Below are 17,444 nucleotides of genomic sequence, written 5' to 3'. Positions count from 1 at the left end.
CCGAAAAACACTCAGCGAAGGGGTAAACTCGGGCCTTTCCAAAAGGAGTTTTTATGAGTCCCTACCAGCCAGGCATTCTTGCCCAACCTGTGCCAAGTCAAGCGCGCTATATGTTTTTTGCCCTTAAGTCAGTAGAAGCACTGCCGGCTGCACTCGACACGCTGTCGCAGTGGGTGGATGGCAAAAGCGTGGTGGCAGGTCTGGGTTCGCCGCTGGTACTGGCCTTGGGGTCGAAAGTTCCGGGGTTGCGGGTGTTTCCGGCCCTTAACGCGATGGTGGAGAACCCGTCGACCCAGCATGCGCTGTGGCTATGGTTGTTGGGCGATGATCGGGGTGAATTGCTGCATCGCAGTCAGGCCATCGAAACGGCGCTGGCGCCTGCCTTGCACCTGCTGCAAGTGACCGAAGGCTTTCGCTACGGTTCAGACCGTGACCTGACCGGCTATGAAGACGGCACCGAAAACCCGGTGGATGAAGCCGCCGTCGCCGCGGCCATCGTGGCTGACGCCGGAGCGGGTCTGGCCGGCGGCAGCTTTGTCGCGATCCAGCAGTGGCAGCACGACTTGAACGGCTTTGCGGCGCTGCCGTCCGAAGAGCAGGACAACATCATTGGTCGACGCAAAAGCGACAACGAAGAGCTCGACGATGCGCCCCTCTCGGCTCACGTCAAACGCACCGCCCAGGAGAGCTTCTCGCCAGAAGCCTTTATCGTCCGGCGCTCCATGCCCTGGACTGAAAACGGCAAGTCGGGGCTGATGTTCGTATCCTTCAGTCGCAACCTGAATGCCTTCGAAGTCCAGCTGCGCCGCATGAGCGGCCTGGAAGACGGTATTCCCGATGCGCTGTACCGCTTTAGCCGTCCGCTCAACGGCGGTTACTACTGGTGCCCACCTCTCAAGGACGGGCGTCTGGACTTCAGCGCAGTTATGCCGGCTTAAGTCTCGCCAACGCCAAAGCTGCCAGCCGCCCGGGCTGGCAGCGCCCTCGGGGAACCGAATCGTTAAATCGGGTTCACACGTTTATCAACGTCTGGACGGGCGACTCAGCAATACATCGCGTCAAGGAGGCATCAATGTCTGGTACTCCCCTTTATCGCGGCATCATCCCGCCTTACATACTCAAGCACCTGATGGCCAACGGCAGCGCGCCACAGCGTGCGAAGGCAGGGGTGACATTGCGTCACTTCAACCGCTTGAGTGGTAATCCAGGCCCGCCCAGAGCCTCGGCAGAGCAGGTGGCGGCTGCCAAAGGCGGCGCTAAAGGTCAACTGCGGCGCAGCGTGCATGACGCCCATAATGCCACGCAGCTACCCGGTCAGCGCGTGCGGGCTGAAGGGCAGGGGGCAAGCGGCGATCCGGCCGTAGACGAGGCCTACGACGCACTCGGTGCCACCCATGATTTCTTCTGGCGTGTCTACGGCCGGGACTCCATCGATAATAACGGCTTCGCTCTGGTCGGCACGGTGCACTACGACAAGGACTACCTGAACGCCTTTTGGAATGGCGAGCAAATGGTCTTTGGCGATGGTGACGGCGAGATCTTCGAGCGGTTTACCCGCTCGCTGGACGTGGTTGCTCACGAGTTGACCCATGGTGTAGTCGAAAGTGAGGCGGGGCTGGTTTATGCCCACCAGTCAGGCGCTTTGAACGAATCGATATCGGATGTATTTGGCGTACTCACCCAGCAGTTCCTCAAGCAACAGACCGCCGGGCAGGCTGACTGGTTGGTGGGTGCTGACTTACTGACCGATAAGGTCAAGGGCATTGCCCTGCGCTCGATGAAAAATCCCGGCACGGCTTATGATGACCCGGTGTTGGGCAAGGACCCACAACCGGCGCACATGACCGATTACATCCAGACTCAGGATGACAACGGTGGTGTGCATTTGAATTCCGGTATTCCCAATCGGGCGTTTTATCTGGCGTCAGTGGCCATCGGCGGATTTGCCTGGGCGCGTGCGGGCCAGGTCTGGTACGACACGCTGTGCGACAAACGGCTGAGCAACGTCGCCGAGTTCAGTGATTTTGCCGCCTTGACCCTGACTCATGCGAAAAGCCGCTTCAGCGCCGAACCCCGGGTAGTCGAAGCGATTGCCAAGGCCTGGCAGCAGGTAGGCGTCCAACCGAGGCCGTCCACCCCATGAAAGAACTTCCTGAACTGGGCGATACCACGGTCGTACGGCTTTCTCGTCAGGGCGGGATCGCCGCCATGCCGGGGCTGACCCGCCCGCGAGAAATAGAATTTGCCCAATGCGATCCCCGACAGCGCACGCAGATCTGCTTGTTGCTATCGGACTGCATGCCCCTGGCGGCGGATACCAACAACGCCGGACGCGGTGACGAGCGTTTTTATCAGATCGAATTGAATTACCGCATCGAGGACCGGGAAGAAAAACAGATTCTCAAAGTCCCTGAGCACAGCGCACCGAGTGAGTTGGTCCGGCTTTGGGACAAGGGAGAGGTGCCTTGATTTCTTGAGCTGTGGGCGGACATCAACGCTGGGGTTTGGGCATTGAGCAAGGCGCCTTGAGTATTGGACAAGTGAAGTCTACGGCCACCGCCACTCAATGGATTCAAGGTCTGCATCAAGCGCTAGCCGACAAAAAGCATAAGCCCCGGTTCTCGCGAACCGGGGCTTATGCATCAGGTCAATCGACAGTGTGCTTCCCTATGAATCAGGTCGAAGCGGTTTCGTTGTGATGTGCTTTCATCCACTCGCGTTTATTGAAGTATCAAGCCTGCGCCAGGGCACTGCCTTGGGTGACAGCAGTGTTTTTGACCACCGCGCGATACAGCAGGCTGGAGACCATGAAGCCGATCACTGCAAGCACGCTCATCAGGCTGAACACATAGTTGTAGCCTTGCTGGCCGGGGAAATGATCAAGGATAGAGCCATAGATCACGTAGGCGAACATGCCGGGCGCATAACCGATCAGGCAGCCAATGCCAAAGGCTGAACCGGTGATGTGCTGGGGAATCCCCACTTCGCTCATAGGGGCCCAGAACACGCCGCGCATGGTGAAAACAATCAGTGCGAAGGAGAGGGTGGCCGCCATGCCTATATAGATGAAGCTTTCGCCTTTGGGGATCAGCAGGATCACTGCCATGATCGGCAGCAGGGCCAGAAACGCCCATTTCAGGTAACGGGAGGGGCTCTTGAAATGCTTGTCCGCCATGAAGCCACCCGCCGGACCACCCAGGATCTTGAGAAAATACTGGTTGATGATCCCGTAGGCGCCGACCAAGGCGATAGGTAGCTCGTAGATATCTTTCAGGTAAGGAATGAAATAAGTAAGACCGCAATAGACGATGTAGACCATGAATACGTTGAGGCTGACCAACCAGATACCCGGCACTCGAATGGCTTCAAGCAGGCCAGACATGGCGGACTCTTGCTTTGCGACGGGCGCTGCCTTGCTGTCGCGCAACAGGAACCAGGTGAGGATGCCCGCGAGGATGTCGATGACAGAGTAGAAGAGGATGGCTGACTTGAGGCCCGCTTCACCGGAACCCATGGCAACGAATACGCCCAGGGCGGAGAACGCTACCAGCGTGTCGATGACGCCCCGGCCACCTTCCAGAAAGCCGAACATGCGTCCTTGCTCATTGTCGTCACCAAGGTTGCGGACCGCCTTGAGCAGGGCTGGCCAATAGATGCAGTCCGCGCAGACTGCCAGCAGGCAGAACACAATCAGCAGCTTGTTGAAGCCGGGAAAGGTCGCCAGATACAGCCCCAGACAGCCAGTGCCGATCAGCCCCAAGGGAATCAGCTTACGGGTGTCGAAGCGGTCGGCGAGGTAACCGCCAACCACGAATAATGCAGTGGCGATAATGGCGTTGGCACTGAGTAGCGTGCCAATCTGAGTATGGCTCAGCCCCATGTACTGCTGAATGGGGACGTAGAATGCGTCTTTCAGGCTCGCTAATTTATAGATGGTTCCTCCGCCAAGAATGAGGATGAGAAAACGGAACCATTTGGCTTTGTCCTGTGCTGTCATTTTTGTTCTCCACAGTCTGTAAGTTGACGCTATGGCGAGCGTCGTGCGCAATCAGGCGGGAAGCAGCGTGTGTGCCAGCGTCAGTTCGGCAAGCACTTTCAGTTCACCGAGCACGCCGCGAACATAGCGAATCTGGTTGTTCGCCCAGAGGTGTTCTTCGGCCATCATTCGTTCTGCCGAGTAGCCGGGAGGGAGTGCCGTTTCACTCATCTCCCGGTAGTCGATGAAGGGGTCTGCCGCCTCTTCCGACTGACGGAAAGCGGGGGCTATATAGTGGTTCTCCTGTTCCAGGATGAAGGCAACCACTTGGGGCGCCTGTTCACCGAGCATCAAGAGTTCGAACAGCATGCGCGCGCTTGGCAGCTGGTCCTCGGCGCTACCTTGCAGTACGCCGTAATGGCCAAAGCCATTCTGTTCGGGGACGACCCGTACGCCTTTCATATGCACTTGGCGGATGTGCGGGGCCAGTTTCTGCAGGGCTGACAAGGGTTGTTCGCAGGCATTGATCATGTTGCCGAAGTCGAACAATGCATGCAGGCGTGGATGGTCGAGGCGGTTGAGCAGTTGTGCGATTTCGTGACTTTTCAACTCTTCATGCTGCTCGAAGTCGAAGTACAGATCGTGCTCGTCCGCCTGCTGGGCCAGATAGCGCAAATCGTCCTCGATCAGGTCCATGACCCGTGAAAGGTGGCCTTCGTAGCGTGAATAGACGCGGATGTTGCGGGTGCCGATGGTCTTGGCGATAGCGATGACCTGATCCACGTCCTCTTTGCGTGTACTGCTGATCTCCAGGTGTACATCCAGGCCCAGCGCCGAAGCCTGGTTGGAAAAGTCCAGAAGCTGATGCTGGCTCATGTTGCTGAGGCTGTTTGCCTCGCCATCGAGCAAGTGCAGGCTCAGCCCCTGCAGCTCATGGCGGTAGGCGAACTCCAGTAGCTCGCCCGGCAAGACGCGACCATGGGTGAGGTTGCTCAGCAAAGGGTAGGCATGGGCGAACAGGCGCATGCCTTCAAGCCGGTCGATGAGTTTACTGGCGAGTTGCGGGGTCAGTGGCGCAGGCGGGCAGCTGCCGTCGGTGTTGTGGCTCAACAGGGCGTTGAAGCGTGCTTGAATACAGTTCATTAGAGTTATTCCTGGTACAGGCACCGTATCGGTCGGTGACGCCTTTATCGCACCAGGGTGGATCTGCCCCTAGATCCATTATTGTTTAATTAATAGAACCACTTTCCAGGCTGCGGGCTGCCTGTCGGAACCGCATTTTCGGCAGCGCTCGTTGAAAGAGCATGGCTGTTAGAGTGTGTGGCCCATTTTCAGCAGTGCCTGGGCCAGCGCTTCGACTTTCTCCCTGGCCTGTTCTACAGGGGTTCCGGCAAAGCCGATCAGCAGGCCAGGTGGCAGATAGCGCTTCATGCAGTAATCGTTGAGGGCGTAGGTATGAATCTGGTGCCGGGCCAGTTCCTTGGCGATGGCATCGTCATCCAGTTCGGGTGCAAGCCAGCCGATCAGATGCATTCCGGCGGTAACGGGTTTGAGTTCCATGAAATTGCCCAGGCGTTGCTGTAGGGCACTCAACAGACAGTCCTGGCGCGCCTGGTAGAGCGCTCGCATGCGCCGGATGTGGCCGAGGAAGTGACCTTCGCGAATGAAGTCTGCCGTAACCGCCTGGAGCAGCGTAGAAGGGCTGCGATCCATCACTGCGCGCATGGCGCAAAAAGGTTCGACCAGTGCCTGCGGGAGTACCACATAGCCCAGTCGCAGAGACGGGTAGAGCACTTTGCTGAAGGTGCCGACATAGATGACCCTGGCCCATTGGTCCATGGCGTAGAGCGCTGGCAGTGGGCGCCCCGCATAGTTGAACTCACTGTCGCAGTCGTCCTCGATGATCCATCGCTGGCCACGAGCTGCCCACTCGATCAATTCCTGGCGCCGCGCATAGCTCATCGTGGTGCCGAGCGGGTGCTGGCGCGACGGTGTGGTGAAGGCCAGGCGGGCCTGCGGACATTCCCGCAGGCCTTGCTGTACGTCGATGCCCTGTTCGTCTATGCGCAAAGGCACCACCCGGCACCCTTGGGCCTGGAGAGCGATGCGTGCGGAAATATGGCCGGGATCTTCCATCCATATGCTGTCCTGAGGATCGAGCAGTAGCATGCCGAGCAGGTTGAAGGCCTGCTGGGCGCCGGAGAGAATCACCACCTGGCCCGCATCACAATCGATACCGCGAGCGTCATAGACGTATTCTGCAATTGCCTCGCGCAGCGACAGCAGCCCCTTCAATTCGCCGTAACCGAGGATCGCCTTGGTCGGCTGGCGCAGGTGACGGTTTACCAAGCGTTTCCAGACATGCAGCGGGAAGGCATCGAATGCCGTGTGGCTGGGCAGGAACGAAGTTGGGCAGTTGGGCTCCCAGGCTGCGTAGGAAATACCACTGAAATGGTCACTTCGTAGAGACAATACAGACTGGCTCAGGCTGGACAGGCGCGGGGGCTTGCGTTGCTCGTCAGCGGCAGCGTCACGGCTTTCCCATTCGTCGCAGACAAAAGTGCCGGCACCGGGGCGCGATATCAGGAAGCCTTCGGCAATCAGTTGGTCGAAGGCATTGAGGATTGTAATCCGCGCCAGTGCCTGCTCTTTGCCCAAGGTCCGCGTCGAGGGCAGCCGGGTGCCCCCTGGCAGTCGGCCGGCAAGGATCTGTTGGCGGATTTGCAAGTAGAGCTGGCGATAAAGAGGGGTCGAACTGGTGCGGTCCAGTGCGATACCTGTCAAGAGCATACCGCCTGGGGATTTCATGGTGTTTTCGCCTCAGTTGTTTTTATGACGCGCCCTGGCACTTTACCGCGCCATTATGTTGTACCCGCCTCGCGAAGCAAAACCCGGCTGCATCCAGAGTAACGAGGCTTTATTTGAAAGGAAGAGACACGCGCAGGTTTGCGCAGTGAAATGGCCAGGCGCACAGGTTGCTGCCGGGCGGGGCGGTTTGCCGCAGCAGGCAAGCTGACAGACACGAAGGCGAGGGGGCATGGAGCGACAAAACAAATGCTCCAGACACAAGAAAGCCCGCACTGGGCGGGCTTCTTGTATTGTTTATCAACTCCAGAAGAAGTCTCTAAACAAGTGTTTGGTGGCTACACAGGGACTTGAACCCCGGACCCCAGCATTATGAATGCTATGCTCTAACCAACTGAGCTATGTAGCCAATGGCGCGCATTATTCCCGCGTAAGGGACATGTGTCAAGCAAATATCTTAAAGTTTTCTCTGTTCTATCAAACGCTTAAGGTTTTTCAGCCCTTGCATGGCATTGTTACGCTCAAAAATGGCACATTGACCCACCTGCAGTGTGCATTCATCTGTTGTTCGGAAACTCTCATGGCCCTCAGCAACGCTCAAACAAATACAACCGCGTCTCCCGATGTCCCTCAATCCAGCCCGCTCGTCATGCGCATTATCGGCGCCGTGGCGCTGGCGCATTTGATCAATGACTTGATCCAGGCGGTATTGCCGTCGATCTACCCGATGCTCAAGGCCAACTATGACCTGACCTTCACTCAGATCGGCCTGATTACCCTGACGTTTCAACTCACCGCTTCGCTGTTGCAACCATGGGTGGGGTATTACACCGATCGTCATCCCAACCCGTTGTTGCTTCCGGCAGGGATGGTTTGCACCCTGGTGGGGATTCTGATGCTGTCTCAGGTGGGCAGCTTCCCGCTGATTTTGCTTGCCGCAGGGCTGGTAGGGATCGGCTCTTCGACCTTTCACCCGGAAGCTTCCCGGGTGGCAAGGCTGGCTTCGGGCGGGCGTTATGGCCTGGCGCAGTCAACCTTCCAGGTGGGCGGCAATGCGGGGTCGGCTTTTGGACCGTTGCTGGCAGCGGCGATCATCATTCCTTTTGGTCAGGGCAATGTGGCCTGGTTCGGACTGTTTGCGCTGTTCGCAGTAGGGCTGCTTTACGTCATCAGCCGCTGGTATCGCAACCACTTGAACCTGTTCAAGCTCAAGGCCGGGCAGAAAGCGACCCATGGCCTTTCACGCCAGCGGGTGCTGAGTGCGCTGGTGGTGCTGGGTTTACTGGTGTTTTCAAAGTATTTCTACATGGCGAGCCTGACCAGTTATTACACCTTCTTCCTGATTGAGAAGTTCGATGTCTCAATCGAGACTTCGCAGCTGTATCTGTTCCTGTTCCTGGGCGCTGTCGCAGCCGGCACGTTTTTCGGCGGGCCAATAGGCGATCGCATCGGCCGCAAGGCGGTGATCTGGTTCTCGATTCTGGGCGTTGCGCCGTTTACCTTGCTGCTGCCTTATGTCGATCTGTTCTGGACCAGCGTGCTCAGTGTCATTATCGGCTTCATCCTGGCCTCGGCGTTTTCTGCGATTGTGGTCTACGCCCAGGAACTGGTGCCGGGCAATGTCGGGATGATCGCCGGGATCTTCTTCGGGCTGATGTTCGGCTTTGGCGGGATTGGCGCGGCCTTGCTGGGGCACTTGGCGGATATACATGGCATCGAATATGTGTACAGCCTGTGCTCGTACCTGCCGCTGTTCGGTGTGCTGGCCATCTTGTTGCCGCGCACGAAAAAAATATAAACCGGGTGCAAGGCAATCCCTTGCCTTAAGCACGTTCCCTCAACCATGGACTTCCTTTAACCGGTGTCTGTGGTTGGCGGCCCCTCTCATCCAGTCATTGGCCTCACGAGCAGGTTTCGATCCTGAGCTTTTCGCGGGCACGTGATAGCCGTGAGCGCACCGTGCCGATGGGGACTTCGAGGGCGCAGGCGGTATCGCGATAATTGCCATCGGTTTCCAGTGACGCGTACACCGTCTTGCGCATTGCGGCTGGCAGTTGGTTGATGGCAATGAGGGTGCGTTCCAGCCGTTGATTGATTTCCAACTGTCCCCCCAGATCAGTACCGGAGTCCTGTCCGTGGGACAGCAGCTCATCGAACTCGCAGTGCACCGGCTTTGCATACAGCCGGCGAAAGTGACTGCGGATCAGGTTTTGAGCAATGCCGCACATCCAGGTGCTCAGGCTTGCCTGGCCGCTGAAGCGATCTCTGTTGCGCCAGGCTTCAAGGCAGGTCAACTGCAAAATATCGTCTGCATCCTCGGGGTTAAGAACCCGCTTGTGAATAAACATCCTCAGTTTTTTCTGGAGTTCGGTGGACAGCTCGAGGAGGTGTTTGCGAGAGGCCAACGAGTTTTTTATTGAAGCGTGGTCAGTGCGATCCATTACTTGTCCTCAGGTAAGCGCTATCGAAAGGGTTCGATGAGGACCTCCTAAGCACCGCCTGTGCCAATCCAGATTTTTTTTATATCTTATTGATTTATATGTAAGTTATTTTTTTTCTGGCAGTTGGGTGTGCCAGTGTTTGCATAACGGTGGCGGTGCTTGCGCCAACTTTTTCAAACCGTCAGGGATTGAACTGCCCGGGAACCGTTTGCCTGTGACTGACCACACAGCTCAGCGAAACATCCTTGAGCGGTAGCCCCATGAAAGTTGACGTGAGAAACGATGTTGCGCAGGTGCTGAGCCGATCAGGCTCCGTATCCGTTGTCCCTGTATCGACGCAGCAAGCATCGCAGCAAAATGCCGCCGAAGAAGTCGGCATGCTGTTCAGTCAACAGGTTGAAGGCAGCAACAAAGCCCTGTCTCAGCGAGCACGTCGAGCGGCGGCTACAGATGTGCGGGTGCAGAAAATCCAGCGCATCAGGCAGATGGCCGAGTTGTATGAGCATTTGGGGCATCCCGCCCAGATCAGCCTTGGGCAGTTGTCCAGATGTGTCCACCAGGAGCTTCTGTCAAAGCCCGATGTCGAGCGTTTGCTGGCATTGACCGGCGGGGATCCGACCCGGACCCACGTGGTATTGCAGCATGTGATTGCCCTGGCCCAGGCCGAGGGCCGTGAGCATGAAGCCGGCCTCGCGCTGGATTTACAGGCGCACGTTCACACGCACTATGCCCGGCAGATCCAGGCCGGTCTCAACACCGCCCAGGCGTTGAAAGAGGCGAAGGGCGATCCCGCCCAACGCCAGGCAGTCCGCGAGGCGTACTACGCCAATGTGCTGGGTGAGCAAACGGTGGCGAATATCTTGCAGGCATTGCTCGACGTATTCGCAGAAGAGGACCTCGTTGTCGGGGTGCGCATGATGTGCCGGGCCCTGGCTGATGACATGGCCGCCCAGCGGCCATCGCAGCCGACCAGCAGGCTGCACACGTTATTACTCGGGCTACAGGGATGCCGTCAGCTAAGCAGTGTGCTGAACAGTTGCCGTCTGTTCATTCAGTGCTCGTTGTCCTGGCAACCGCAGGCCGGACACACGGCCGTCAGCCTGCTGCAGCGTTTGCTCGGGTATGCGCACTCGGGCATTGACCGGAATGAAGTCCAGTGCCTGGGCCGGGAGCTGGGTGGGGATCAACCAAACCGCCAATTGAGCGCACTGAATCGAATCCATTCAGTGCTTCAAAGTCTTCCGCTTGCGCTGTGGCACGATGACACGCAACGTCAGGACACCTTGCAGGTGTTCTTGTTGTTGATGGGGCAGCGCACTCATGACGAAGGCCGGGTCGGGCCAGCGGGCGGCCGGGCCCGAGATGCGCAATGACAGGCCTGCAGTGGATCAATAAAGCCCTTTCAAGCATGGCCAAAGGCGGCGAAATGCTGGGCGCCGGAATTGTCCTGGGGATGGTTTTCATCTTTATTGTTCCGCTGCCGACCTGGCTGATCGATGTGCTCATCGCGATCAATATCTGTATTTCCTGCTTGCTGATTGTCCTGGCGTTTTACCTGCCTACCCCTTTGGCGTTTTCTTCTTTCCCTTCACTCTTGCTATTGACCACCCTGTTTCGTCTGGCGCTGTCGATTGCGACGACCCGCCTGATTTTGTTGGAGCAGGACGCAGGCGACATCGTCGAGGCTTTCGGCAATTTTGTTGTGGGGGGGAATCTTACGGTCGGGCTGGTGATGTTTCTGATCATCACGATCGTCAACTTCCTGGTGATCACCAAGGGCTCGGAGCGTGTGGCCGAGGTTTCGGCGCGTTTCAGCCTGGACGCGATGCCGGGCAAGCAAATGTCCATCGACAGTGATTTGCGTGCCGGATTGATCGACGGCAATCAGGCCCGTCACAAGCGCGACCAGCTGTCCCGCGAAAGCCAGTTGTTCGGTGCAATGGATGGCGCCATGAAATTCGTCAAGGGTGATGCCATTGCCGGCCTGGTCATCGTGGTGATCAACCTGGTGGGCGGTTTCTCCACGGGCATGCTGCAGCATGGAATGAGTGCCGCGGATGCCATCGAGCTGTATGCGGTCCTGACCATTGGTGATGGCCTTATCGCGCAGATCCCGGCCCTGCTGGTGTCGTTGACCTCGGGGATGATCATCACCCGTGTGGCGCCTGATGATCAGTGCGCGCGCAGCAGCATCGGCAACCAGATTGCGCAGCAGATCACCCGAGAACCCAAAAGCTGGATGATTGCTTCAGGGGGGATGGGGGTGTTTTCGGTATTGCCGGGCATGCCGACGCTGGTGTTTGGGGTGATCGGGTTGGGGAGCTTCTTTCTGGGGTTTTTCCTGTGGTGGCGGCGCAAGCCCGGATTGCCGGCCACTTGCGATATGCCCCAGGTCGCCGCCGAAGACAATGGCCAGGACGACTTGAGAAGTTTCGACCCTTCACGCGCCTATGTGCTGCAGTTTTCGGACTCTCAACAGCATCAGGCCCGCACCGCTCAACTGATTCACGCGATTCGCCAGGCACGTAACCGCATCGTCACGGCAGTCGGCATTACGCTGCCCCCCTTTGAAATCGAGTACAACGCCACGCTGGCCGCGGATGAATTCCGCTTTTGTGTGCACGAAGCTCCGCTGCTCAAGGCAACCTTTGGCGATCGGGTCGCCGTCATGCGGGGCAGTTTGTCGAGTGAGCCCACAGATGCGCTCAACGGCAGTGAGCAACGTGATGAGCAAGACTGGCTTTGGCTGCAGCCGGATGATCCGCTACCTGCCAGTGAGGAGGTCGAAACCTACAGTGCCCACTGCCTGATTCTTGAGCGCATGCGCCGGGCGATGATGATCAGCGGGCCGCAGTTTTTAGGCATTCAGGAGAGCAAATCGATTCTCTCCTGGCTGGAGCAGAGTCAGCCGGAACTGGTTCAGGAACTGCAGCGGATCATGCCGCTTTCGCGTTTTGCGGCCGTGTTGCAGCGTTTGGCCGGGGAAGGTGTACCGCTGCGTGCCGTACGCTTGATTGTCGAGGCGCTGACAGAGCACGGGCAGCATGAGCGTGAAGTTTCGGCGCTGGTGGACTACGCGCGTATCGCCCTGAAATCGCAAATTTATCACCTGTACAGCGAACCGGACGGGCTGCACGCCTGGCTGCTTTCGCCGCAGACAGAAAACATCTTTCGTGAGGCGTTGCGTCAAACCCAGACCGGCGTGTTCTTTGCCCTGGACAGTGATCACAGCACGCTGCTTGTGGCGTTGCTCAAGGACGCGTTTGCACCGCGTTTGCCCGAAAAACGGGTGTTGCTGGTTGCACACGATTTGCGCAGCCCGCTGCGTACGCTATTGATCGACGAGTTCAACCATGTGCCGGTTTTATCGTTTGCCGAGTTGTTGGGCTCGGCGAAGGTGAAAGTGCTTGGCCGCTTTGATCTGGACCACGAAAGTTTGATTCATGAGGCTGCCTTTTGAACGTTCAGGCCGGCAACTTCGTGATGGTTGAATTGCGTGTCCTCAGCGGTTTGCATCAGGGGGCGGCATTGCCTCTGGTGGGAGATCGCTGGGGCATCGGCGCTCATGCAGACGCCGATCTGGCGTTATACGATCCGGGTATTGAGCCCCGCCACGCCGAGTTGCAATGCATCGAGGGCAAGTGGCGGGTACAGGCCCAGGCAGGACTCGTGGAGGACGATGCGGGGAATACCGCCGCGCAGATTGCAGACCTGCTACCCGGTGCTGAATTTTCCATAAGTGGTATACGGCTATGCGTGATCAACGCTGACTGCCCCTGGCCGGAGGCGCCGGTCGATACGCCTTCTGCGCGAGCAGCGGTGGCGGTCGATGATCTGAGCACGGTCGACAGACCTCGATGGAAAAAGCCACAGATGGGCGTATTGACGGTACTGGCCCTGGCGTTCACCGGCCTGGCCTGCTGGCCGGTGAGTGAGGCCCCTGCAACCCTGGAGCCCCCGGTAATCGATGGCAAATCCCGGCTGGAGACCTCCCGTGAGGTACAGCAGCAATTATTCAGGATGCTGAGTGAGCGTGAATTGGCCAGCGTCATCAGGCTGGAGCTGGCCAATCATCAAGTGACGCTGAGGGGGGACGTCTTGAGGGCGCAATTGCCACTGGTTTCACGGATGCTCGATCGCTTTCAGGCGCAATTCGACACGTCGGTAAAGGTCATCAACAGCGTGCAGGAAATCAGCCCGGACCTGCCATTCAAAATCGTTCAGATCATCGGCGGTAAAAAAGCCCATGTGGTTCTTGCAGACGGTCGTCGCATGTTTTTCGGTGATGAAGTGGAGGGGCTGCGTCTGACCTTTATCGATAATCACCGGCTGTTGTTTGAAGGCAAGCGGCATTATGAGGTGCGCTGGTGAGTATCGAGCAGCGGCTGGAGGTCTGGCATCGGCGGCAGTCGGCAGTGTTGGCCGGCTATTCGCCGGTGGTGCTGTATGGACGCGTGCAGCGGGTCAGCGGCATGTTGTTGCAATGTCGCTTGCCTCAGGCACGGATCGGCGACCTGTACGAGGTCGAGACGTCAGATCAGGCATGGATACTGGCCGAAATCATCGGTTTTGATCAGCAGGACGCCATGCTCAGTGCGTTGGGCAACCTGCAAGGTATTCGCGCCGGAGCGGCCGTCAAACGCCTGGGCGGGGCGCACCGGCTTCGCGTGGGCGACGATTTATTGGGGCAGGTGCTTGATGGGTTCGGCCGGTCACTTCACGACAGTGGCGCGGGCGCTTTTGCCAGATCGTCGAGTGATGCGGGGCATACCGTGATGTGCGACGGGCCTTTACCGACCGACCGGCCGCGCATAAATCGTGTATTGCCCACCGGGGTGCGGGCTATCGATGGCGTGATCACGCTGGGTGAAGGGCAGCGTATGGGGCTGTTTGCGGGTGCGGGGTGCGGCAAGACCACCTTGCTGGCGGAGATTGCCCGGAACGTCGAGTGCGATGTCATTGTCTTTGGCCTGATCGGTGAGCGTGGCCGTGAACTGCGGGAGTTTCTCGACCATGAACTGGATGAAACGCTGCGTTCAAAAGCGGTTCTGGTGTGTGCGACGGCTGACCGCTCAAGCATGGAACGCGCGCGTGCGGCCTTCACCGCGACGGCATTGGCCGAAGGGTTTCGAGACAAGGGGCAGCGGGTTTTATTGCTGATCGATTCCCTGACGCGCTTTGCCCGGGCCCAACGTGAAATTGGTCTGGCCGCTGGCGAACCGCTGGGGCGCGGCGGCTTGCCCCCGTCGGTCTACAGCCTGTTACCACGCTTGGTGGAACGCGCAGGGCTGACTTGCAACGGCGTCATCACGGCGATTTATAGCGTGCTGATCGAGCAGGACACCATGAACGATCCGGTGGCGGATGAGGTTCGATCCTTGCTGGACGGGCATATCGTACTTTCGCGAGCGCTGGCGGAACGCGGACATTTTCCGGCGATTGATGTGCTGGGCAGTTTGTCCCGGGTGATGAGCAATGTGGCAGAGCCGGGGCATGTCCGGAGCATGACGTCTTTGAGACGGTTGCTGTCGGCCCATCAGCAGATCGAACTGATGCTCAAGTTGGGGGAGTACCAGGCGGGCAATGATGCGCTGACCGATAGGGCGGTCGAAAGTCGTCAGAGCGTTGAGGCTTTTCTGCGACAGGATTTGCGTGAGCCCAGCCCTTTCTCGGCAACCCTTGAGCAACTGAGGGCGCTGACCGCTTATGTGCCCTTTTGAGTGTGAGGCTTTACAGCAACTGCGCCAGTACCGCGCCCAAAAGGCTGAACGTGCGGTGCAGGCTGCGCGCAGGGCGCAACGGGCAGTGGAGAGTGAAATCGAGCAGGCTCGCATAGCGGTCGAGCAAGCCCGCCAGCATGAAGAACAGAGCCGAACGGCGCTGCTGGATGAACACCAGGGGCAGGTGCTGTCACCCCGTGGCCTGATGCGCTGGAGCGAAGCCGAGCGCATGTTGACCGCCGCAACGGCCCGTGAAACCGAGCAATTGCTGGGGCTGATCGAGCAGTGGCGCGAGCAGGGCGCACACCTTGAGCGCGCTTGCGAACAGGCCGCGGAGTGTCTGCGCCAGGTAGAGAAAATTCGCGTGCTGGCGGAGAAGTCCCCGTGACCTTGCCTCCAGAGCGGATCCCGCCCCGTGCGCCATCGCGTGATGCTGACTGCGCGCCCTGGCCTGCGGTGGTTAATCCGGGAGCATCTGTCTCGGACCGCACGCTGTTTATCAACCTGCTGCGTGGCAGTGCAAGCAATGCCCGGGCCTTGGATATGAATGTCACACGCAGTATCGATGCGCAACTGATCCAGGCCTTGTCCGGACCGTTGTTATCCCGAGCAGAAGGGGGCGGTCCTTGGCCCCTGCAGTTTGTCATTGACCTGGTGCGTCGCGGTCGGATCAAGGTCAGTGCAGGGTATGAGCGCGGGGTCTGGAATATCGCCCTGCAGCCCGAGCTAGCCTGCACGGGGCGCTGGCTCGCGACTCGGCAGCCATGCTGTCAGGAGCGACTGGCGCGCAGGCTCGGGCAACCCGTGCGGGTGTCATTGCAGCAGGGGGGCGCTCAATGACTCTCTGCGCCATCACCTTCCCGCGCCTGGATCGCCAGGCGGTCGCGGCTTATCGGCGACTGGGGCGTGGCTTGCGCTTGCGGTTTCAAGTTGGCGACGAAGCAGGTGAGCTGCTGCTTGAACCGGGGCGGGGGCCAGCGTCAGGCGGGGTGGCGCTTTCTTTGGAAAGCCGGTGTGCGGTCATGACGTTGAGTCATGCGGACGCCATTCTCAGCCTGTTTGGCGAGTGCCCGGTGACCCTGGCGGACTCGGGAAACGATGCGGGCTCGTGGTTCTGGGCACTTTTTCAGCAATGCATGAGCCCGCAATTAATGAGCCTGTTTGGTTATCTGCAACCGTTGGCAGACGTTCGGCATGGCACCTGTGAATGCCGGATTAGCGTGGTGCGGGGGGCGTCGCGCAGTGTCGGCCGAATGCTCATGTCTGCCGAGGGGTTGCTGGCGCTGTATGACGCGGGGCCGTGGCAACCGCTCAAGGTCCCGCTGCCTGATCCGTTCCCGGTATCGATTCCGCTGGTGCTTGGCTATGTGCCGTTGAGTCTGGGGCAGTTGCGTACGGTTCACGCCGGCGACGTTCTGTTGCCGGAGCGCCTGCAGTTCAACGGCGAAGGATTGGGTTCGTTAAACGTGGGGCGGCTCAGGCTGGACGTGCGTATTGATGATGAAGACAGGCTCAGGCGCCTGACGGTTTGTTCTGTTGAGGAAGTGGCTATGGATGATGTTCTTTTCGCCAGCACCGATGCCGGAGCGCTGGATGAGTCGCTGCGTGCGCTTGAACCTGACGAGCCGTTCGAGCAATTGTCAGTGGCACTCAGTGTGCGCTGCGGAGCCCTCAACTTGAGTTTGGGCGAGCTCAGGCAATTGGCGCCGGGCGTTGTGCTGAATGTCGAGGGTTACGGCGCGGGCATGGCCGGGCTTTATTATGGCGATCGGCCTATCGGTCAGGGTCAACTGGTGGAGGTCGATGGTTGCCTCGGCTTGCAACTGTCCCGCATCACTTTCTCGCGATGACCGTTCAGGGGGTTGATCCCCTTTTACTGGCATTGTTTCTCGGCGGTTTATCGTTGATGCCGATGTTGCTGGTGGTGTGTACGGCATTCTTGAAAATCTGCATCGTCCTGATGATTACCCGTAACGCCATTGGTGTGCAGCAAGTGCCTCCAAGCATTGCGCTGTATGGCATCGCACTGGCCGCGACATTGTTTGTGATGGCCCCGGTGGGTTATGAAATTTCTGAAAACCTCAAGCAGTCGCCGATCGACCTCAGTAGCGTGCAGGCCTTGCAAGACAGCGGCCTGCAGGCCTTGCAACCCTTGCGGGCCTTTATGCTGCGCAATACGGCACCCGATGTACTGACCCACCTGCTGGATAACACTGCGCGCCTGTGGCCTGCGCACATGGCGCAACACGTTGATCGCGATGACCTGATCCTGCTGGTGCCGGCCTTTGTGTTGTCACAGTTGCAGGCGGGCTTCGAGATCGGGTTTCTGATCTATATCCCGTTCATTGTCATTGACCTGATTGTGTCGAATCTGCTGCTGGCCCTCGGGATGCAAATGGTGTCGCCCATGACAATCTCATTGCCCCTCAAGTTGCTGCTGTTTGTACTGGTGTCGGGGTGGACGCGTCTGCTCGACAGTCTTTTCCTGTCTTACGTGTGAGG

16 protein-coding genes and 1 tRNA gene are annotated in these 17,444 nt (G+C 58.6%); 12 read left to right on the top strand and 5 right to left on the bottom strand.

Going from position 1 to position 17,444, the window contains the following annotated elements; genetic code table 11:
- Positions 1–53 precede the first annotated feature (53 nt).
- The 3 genes from AWM69_RS06255 to AWM69_RS06245 all read left to right on the top strand — a co-directional run bounded on the left by AWM69_RS06255 (position 54) and on the right by AWM69_RS06245 (position 2,469).
- Entirely contained in the window at positions 54–938 is an 885-nt protein-coding gene (locus AWM69_RS06255; protein ID WP_131655107.1) for a Dyp-type peroxidase, read from the top strand.
- 134 nt (positions 939–1,072) lie between these two features.
- Complete coding sequence (locus AWM69_RS06250; protein ID WP_218725990.1) at positions 1,073–2,143, top strand: M4 family metallopeptidase; 1,071 nt, start codon at positions 1,073–1,075, stop codon at positions 2,141–2,143.
- Positions 2,140–2,469, top strand: coding sequence for a protealysin inhibitor emfourin (locus AWM69_RS06245; protein ID WP_218725989.1), 330 nt, complete (start codon positions 2,140–2,142; stop codon positions 2,467–2,469). Before AWM69_RS06250 ends, AWM69_RS06245 begins: the two co-directional genes overlap by 4 nt.
- 262 nt (positions 2,470–2,731) lie before the next feature.
- Here AWM69_RS06245 and AWM69_RS06240 read toward each other — a convergent pair whose 3' ends face one another.
- The 4 genes from AWM69_RS06240 to AWM69_RS06225 all read right to left on the bottom strand — a co-directional run bounded on the left by AWM69_RS06240 (position 2,732) and on the right by AWM69_RS06225 (position 7,190).
- Positions 2,732–3,997, bottom strand: coding sequence for an MFS transporter (locus tag AWM69_RS06240; RefSeq protein ID WP_218725988.1), 1,266 nt, complete (start codon positions 3,995–3,997; stop codon positions 2,732–2,734).
- Positions 3,998–4,048: 51 nt separating this feature from the next.
- A complete protein-coding gene (locus AWM69_RS06235) occupies positions 4,049–5,119 on the bottom strand; it encodes a sugar phosphate isomerase/epimerase (RefSeq protein ID WP_218725987.1) in 1,071 nt (356 codons plus the stop codon).
- Positions 5,120–5,287: 168 nt separating this feature from the next.
- A complete protein-coding gene (locus tag AWM69_RS06230; RefSeq protein WP_131655102.1) occupies positions 5,288–6,784 on the bottom strand; it encodes a PLP-dependent aminotransferase family protein in 1,497 nt (498 codons plus the stop codon).
- A gap of 329 nt (positions 6,785–7,113) precedes the next feature.
- A tRNA-Met gene (locus AWM69_RS06225) sits at positions 7,114–7,190 on the bottom strand.
- A 171-nt stretch (positions 7,191–7,361) separates the two neighbouring features.
- Here AWM69_RS06225 and AWM69_RS06220 point away from each other — a divergent pair.
- Positions 7,362–8,579, top strand: a complete 1,218-nt coding sequence (locus tag AWM69_RS06220) for an MFS transporter (RefSeq protein ID WP_131655101.1) — start codon at positions 7,362–7,364, stop codon at positions 8,577–8,579.
- Positions 8,580–8,682: 103 nt separating this feature from the next.
- On the opposite strand, the gene AWM69_RS06215 is transcribed toward AWM69_RS06220, so the two are convergent.
- Entirely contained in the window at positions 8,683–9,222 is a 540-nt protein-coding gene (locus tag AWM69_RS06215) for an RNA polymerase sigma factor (protein ID WP_131655100.1), read from the bottom strand.
- Positions 9,223–9,482: 260 nt separating this feature from the next.
- On the opposite strand from AWM69_RS06215, the gene AWM69_RS06210 reads away from it, so the two are divergent.
- Genes AWM69_RS06210 through sctR form a run of 8 tightly spaced genes read left to right on the top strand, consistent with a single transcriptional unit; the run spans position 9,483 to position 17,442 of the window.
- A complete protein-coding gene (locus tag AWM69_RS06210; RefSeq protein WP_218725986.1) occupies positions 9,483–10,595 on the top strand; it encodes a TyeA family type III secretion system gatekeeper subunit in 1,113 nt (370 codons plus the stop codon).
- Positions 10,592–12,682: a type III secretion system export apparatus subunit SctV gene (sctV, locus tag AWM69_RS06205; RefSeq protein ID WP_218725985.1), complete on the top strand. Its 2,091-nt coding sequence runs from the start codon at positions 10,592–10,594 to the stop codon at positions 12,680–12,682. The genes AWM69_RS06210 and sctV overlap by 4 nt, the downstream gene beginning before the upstream one ends.
- Positions 12,679–13,593, top strand: coding sequence for an FHA domain-containing protein (locus AWM69_RS06200; protein ID WP_256930183.1), 915 nt, complete (start codon positions 12,679–12,681; stop codon positions 13,591–13,593). Before sctV ends, AWM69_RS06200 begins: the two co-directional genes overlap by 4 nt.
- Positions 13,590–14,942, top strand: coding sequence for a FliI/YscN family ATPase (locus AWM69_RS06195; protein WP_373274288.1), 1,353 nt, complete (start codon positions 13,590–13,592; stop codon positions 14,940–14,942). The genes AWM69_RS06200 and AWM69_RS06195 overlap by 4 nt, the downstream gene beginning before the upstream one ends.
- The gene (locus tag AWM69_RS06190) at positions 14,929–15,330 is read left to right on the top strand and encodes a type III secretion protein (protein WP_218725984.1); all 402 of its coding nucleotides are present in this window, start codon (positions 14,929–14,931) and stop codon (positions 15,328–15,330) included. The genes AWM69_RS06195 and AWM69_RS06190 overlap by 14 nt, the downstream gene beginning before the upstream one ends.
- Positions 15,327–15,782 (top strand): type III secretion system HrpP C-terminal domain-containing protein, encoded by a 456-nt coding sequence (locus AWM69_RS06185; protein ID WP_131655096.1) that lies wholly within the window; start codon positions 15,327–15,329, stop codon positions 15,780–15,782. Before AWM69_RS06190 ends, AWM69_RS06185 begins: the two co-directional genes overlap by 4 nt.
- A complete protein-coding gene (locus AWM69_RS06180; RefSeq protein WP_218725983.1) occupies positions 15,779–16,792 on the top strand; it encodes a FliM/FliN family flagellar motor switch protein in 1,014 nt (337 codons plus the stop codon). The genes AWM69_RS06185 and AWM69_RS06180 overlap by 4 nt, the downstream gene beginning before the upstream one ends.
- The gene (sctR, locus tag AWM69_RS06175; RefSeq protein ID WP_048378508.1) at positions 16,789–17,442 is read left to right on the top strand and encodes a type III secretion system export apparatus subunit SctR; all 654 of its coding nucleotides are present in this window, start codon (positions 16,789–16,791) and stop codon (positions 17,440–17,442) included. The genes AWM69_RS06180 and sctR overlap by 4 nt, the downstream gene beginning before the upstream one ends.
- Positions 17,443–17,444 lie beyond the last annotated feature (2 nt).

Origin of the sequence: Pseudomonas sp. D1HM (assembly GCF_019266105.1) — a bacterium.
Classification (GTDB): Bacteria; Pseudomonadota; Gammaproteobacteria; order Pseudomonadales; family Pseudomonadaceae; genus Aquipseudomonas; species Aquipseudomonas taetrolens.
Note: the sequence above shows the minus strand (reverse complement) of the source record. Positions and strands in the feature narration are given on the sequence as shown.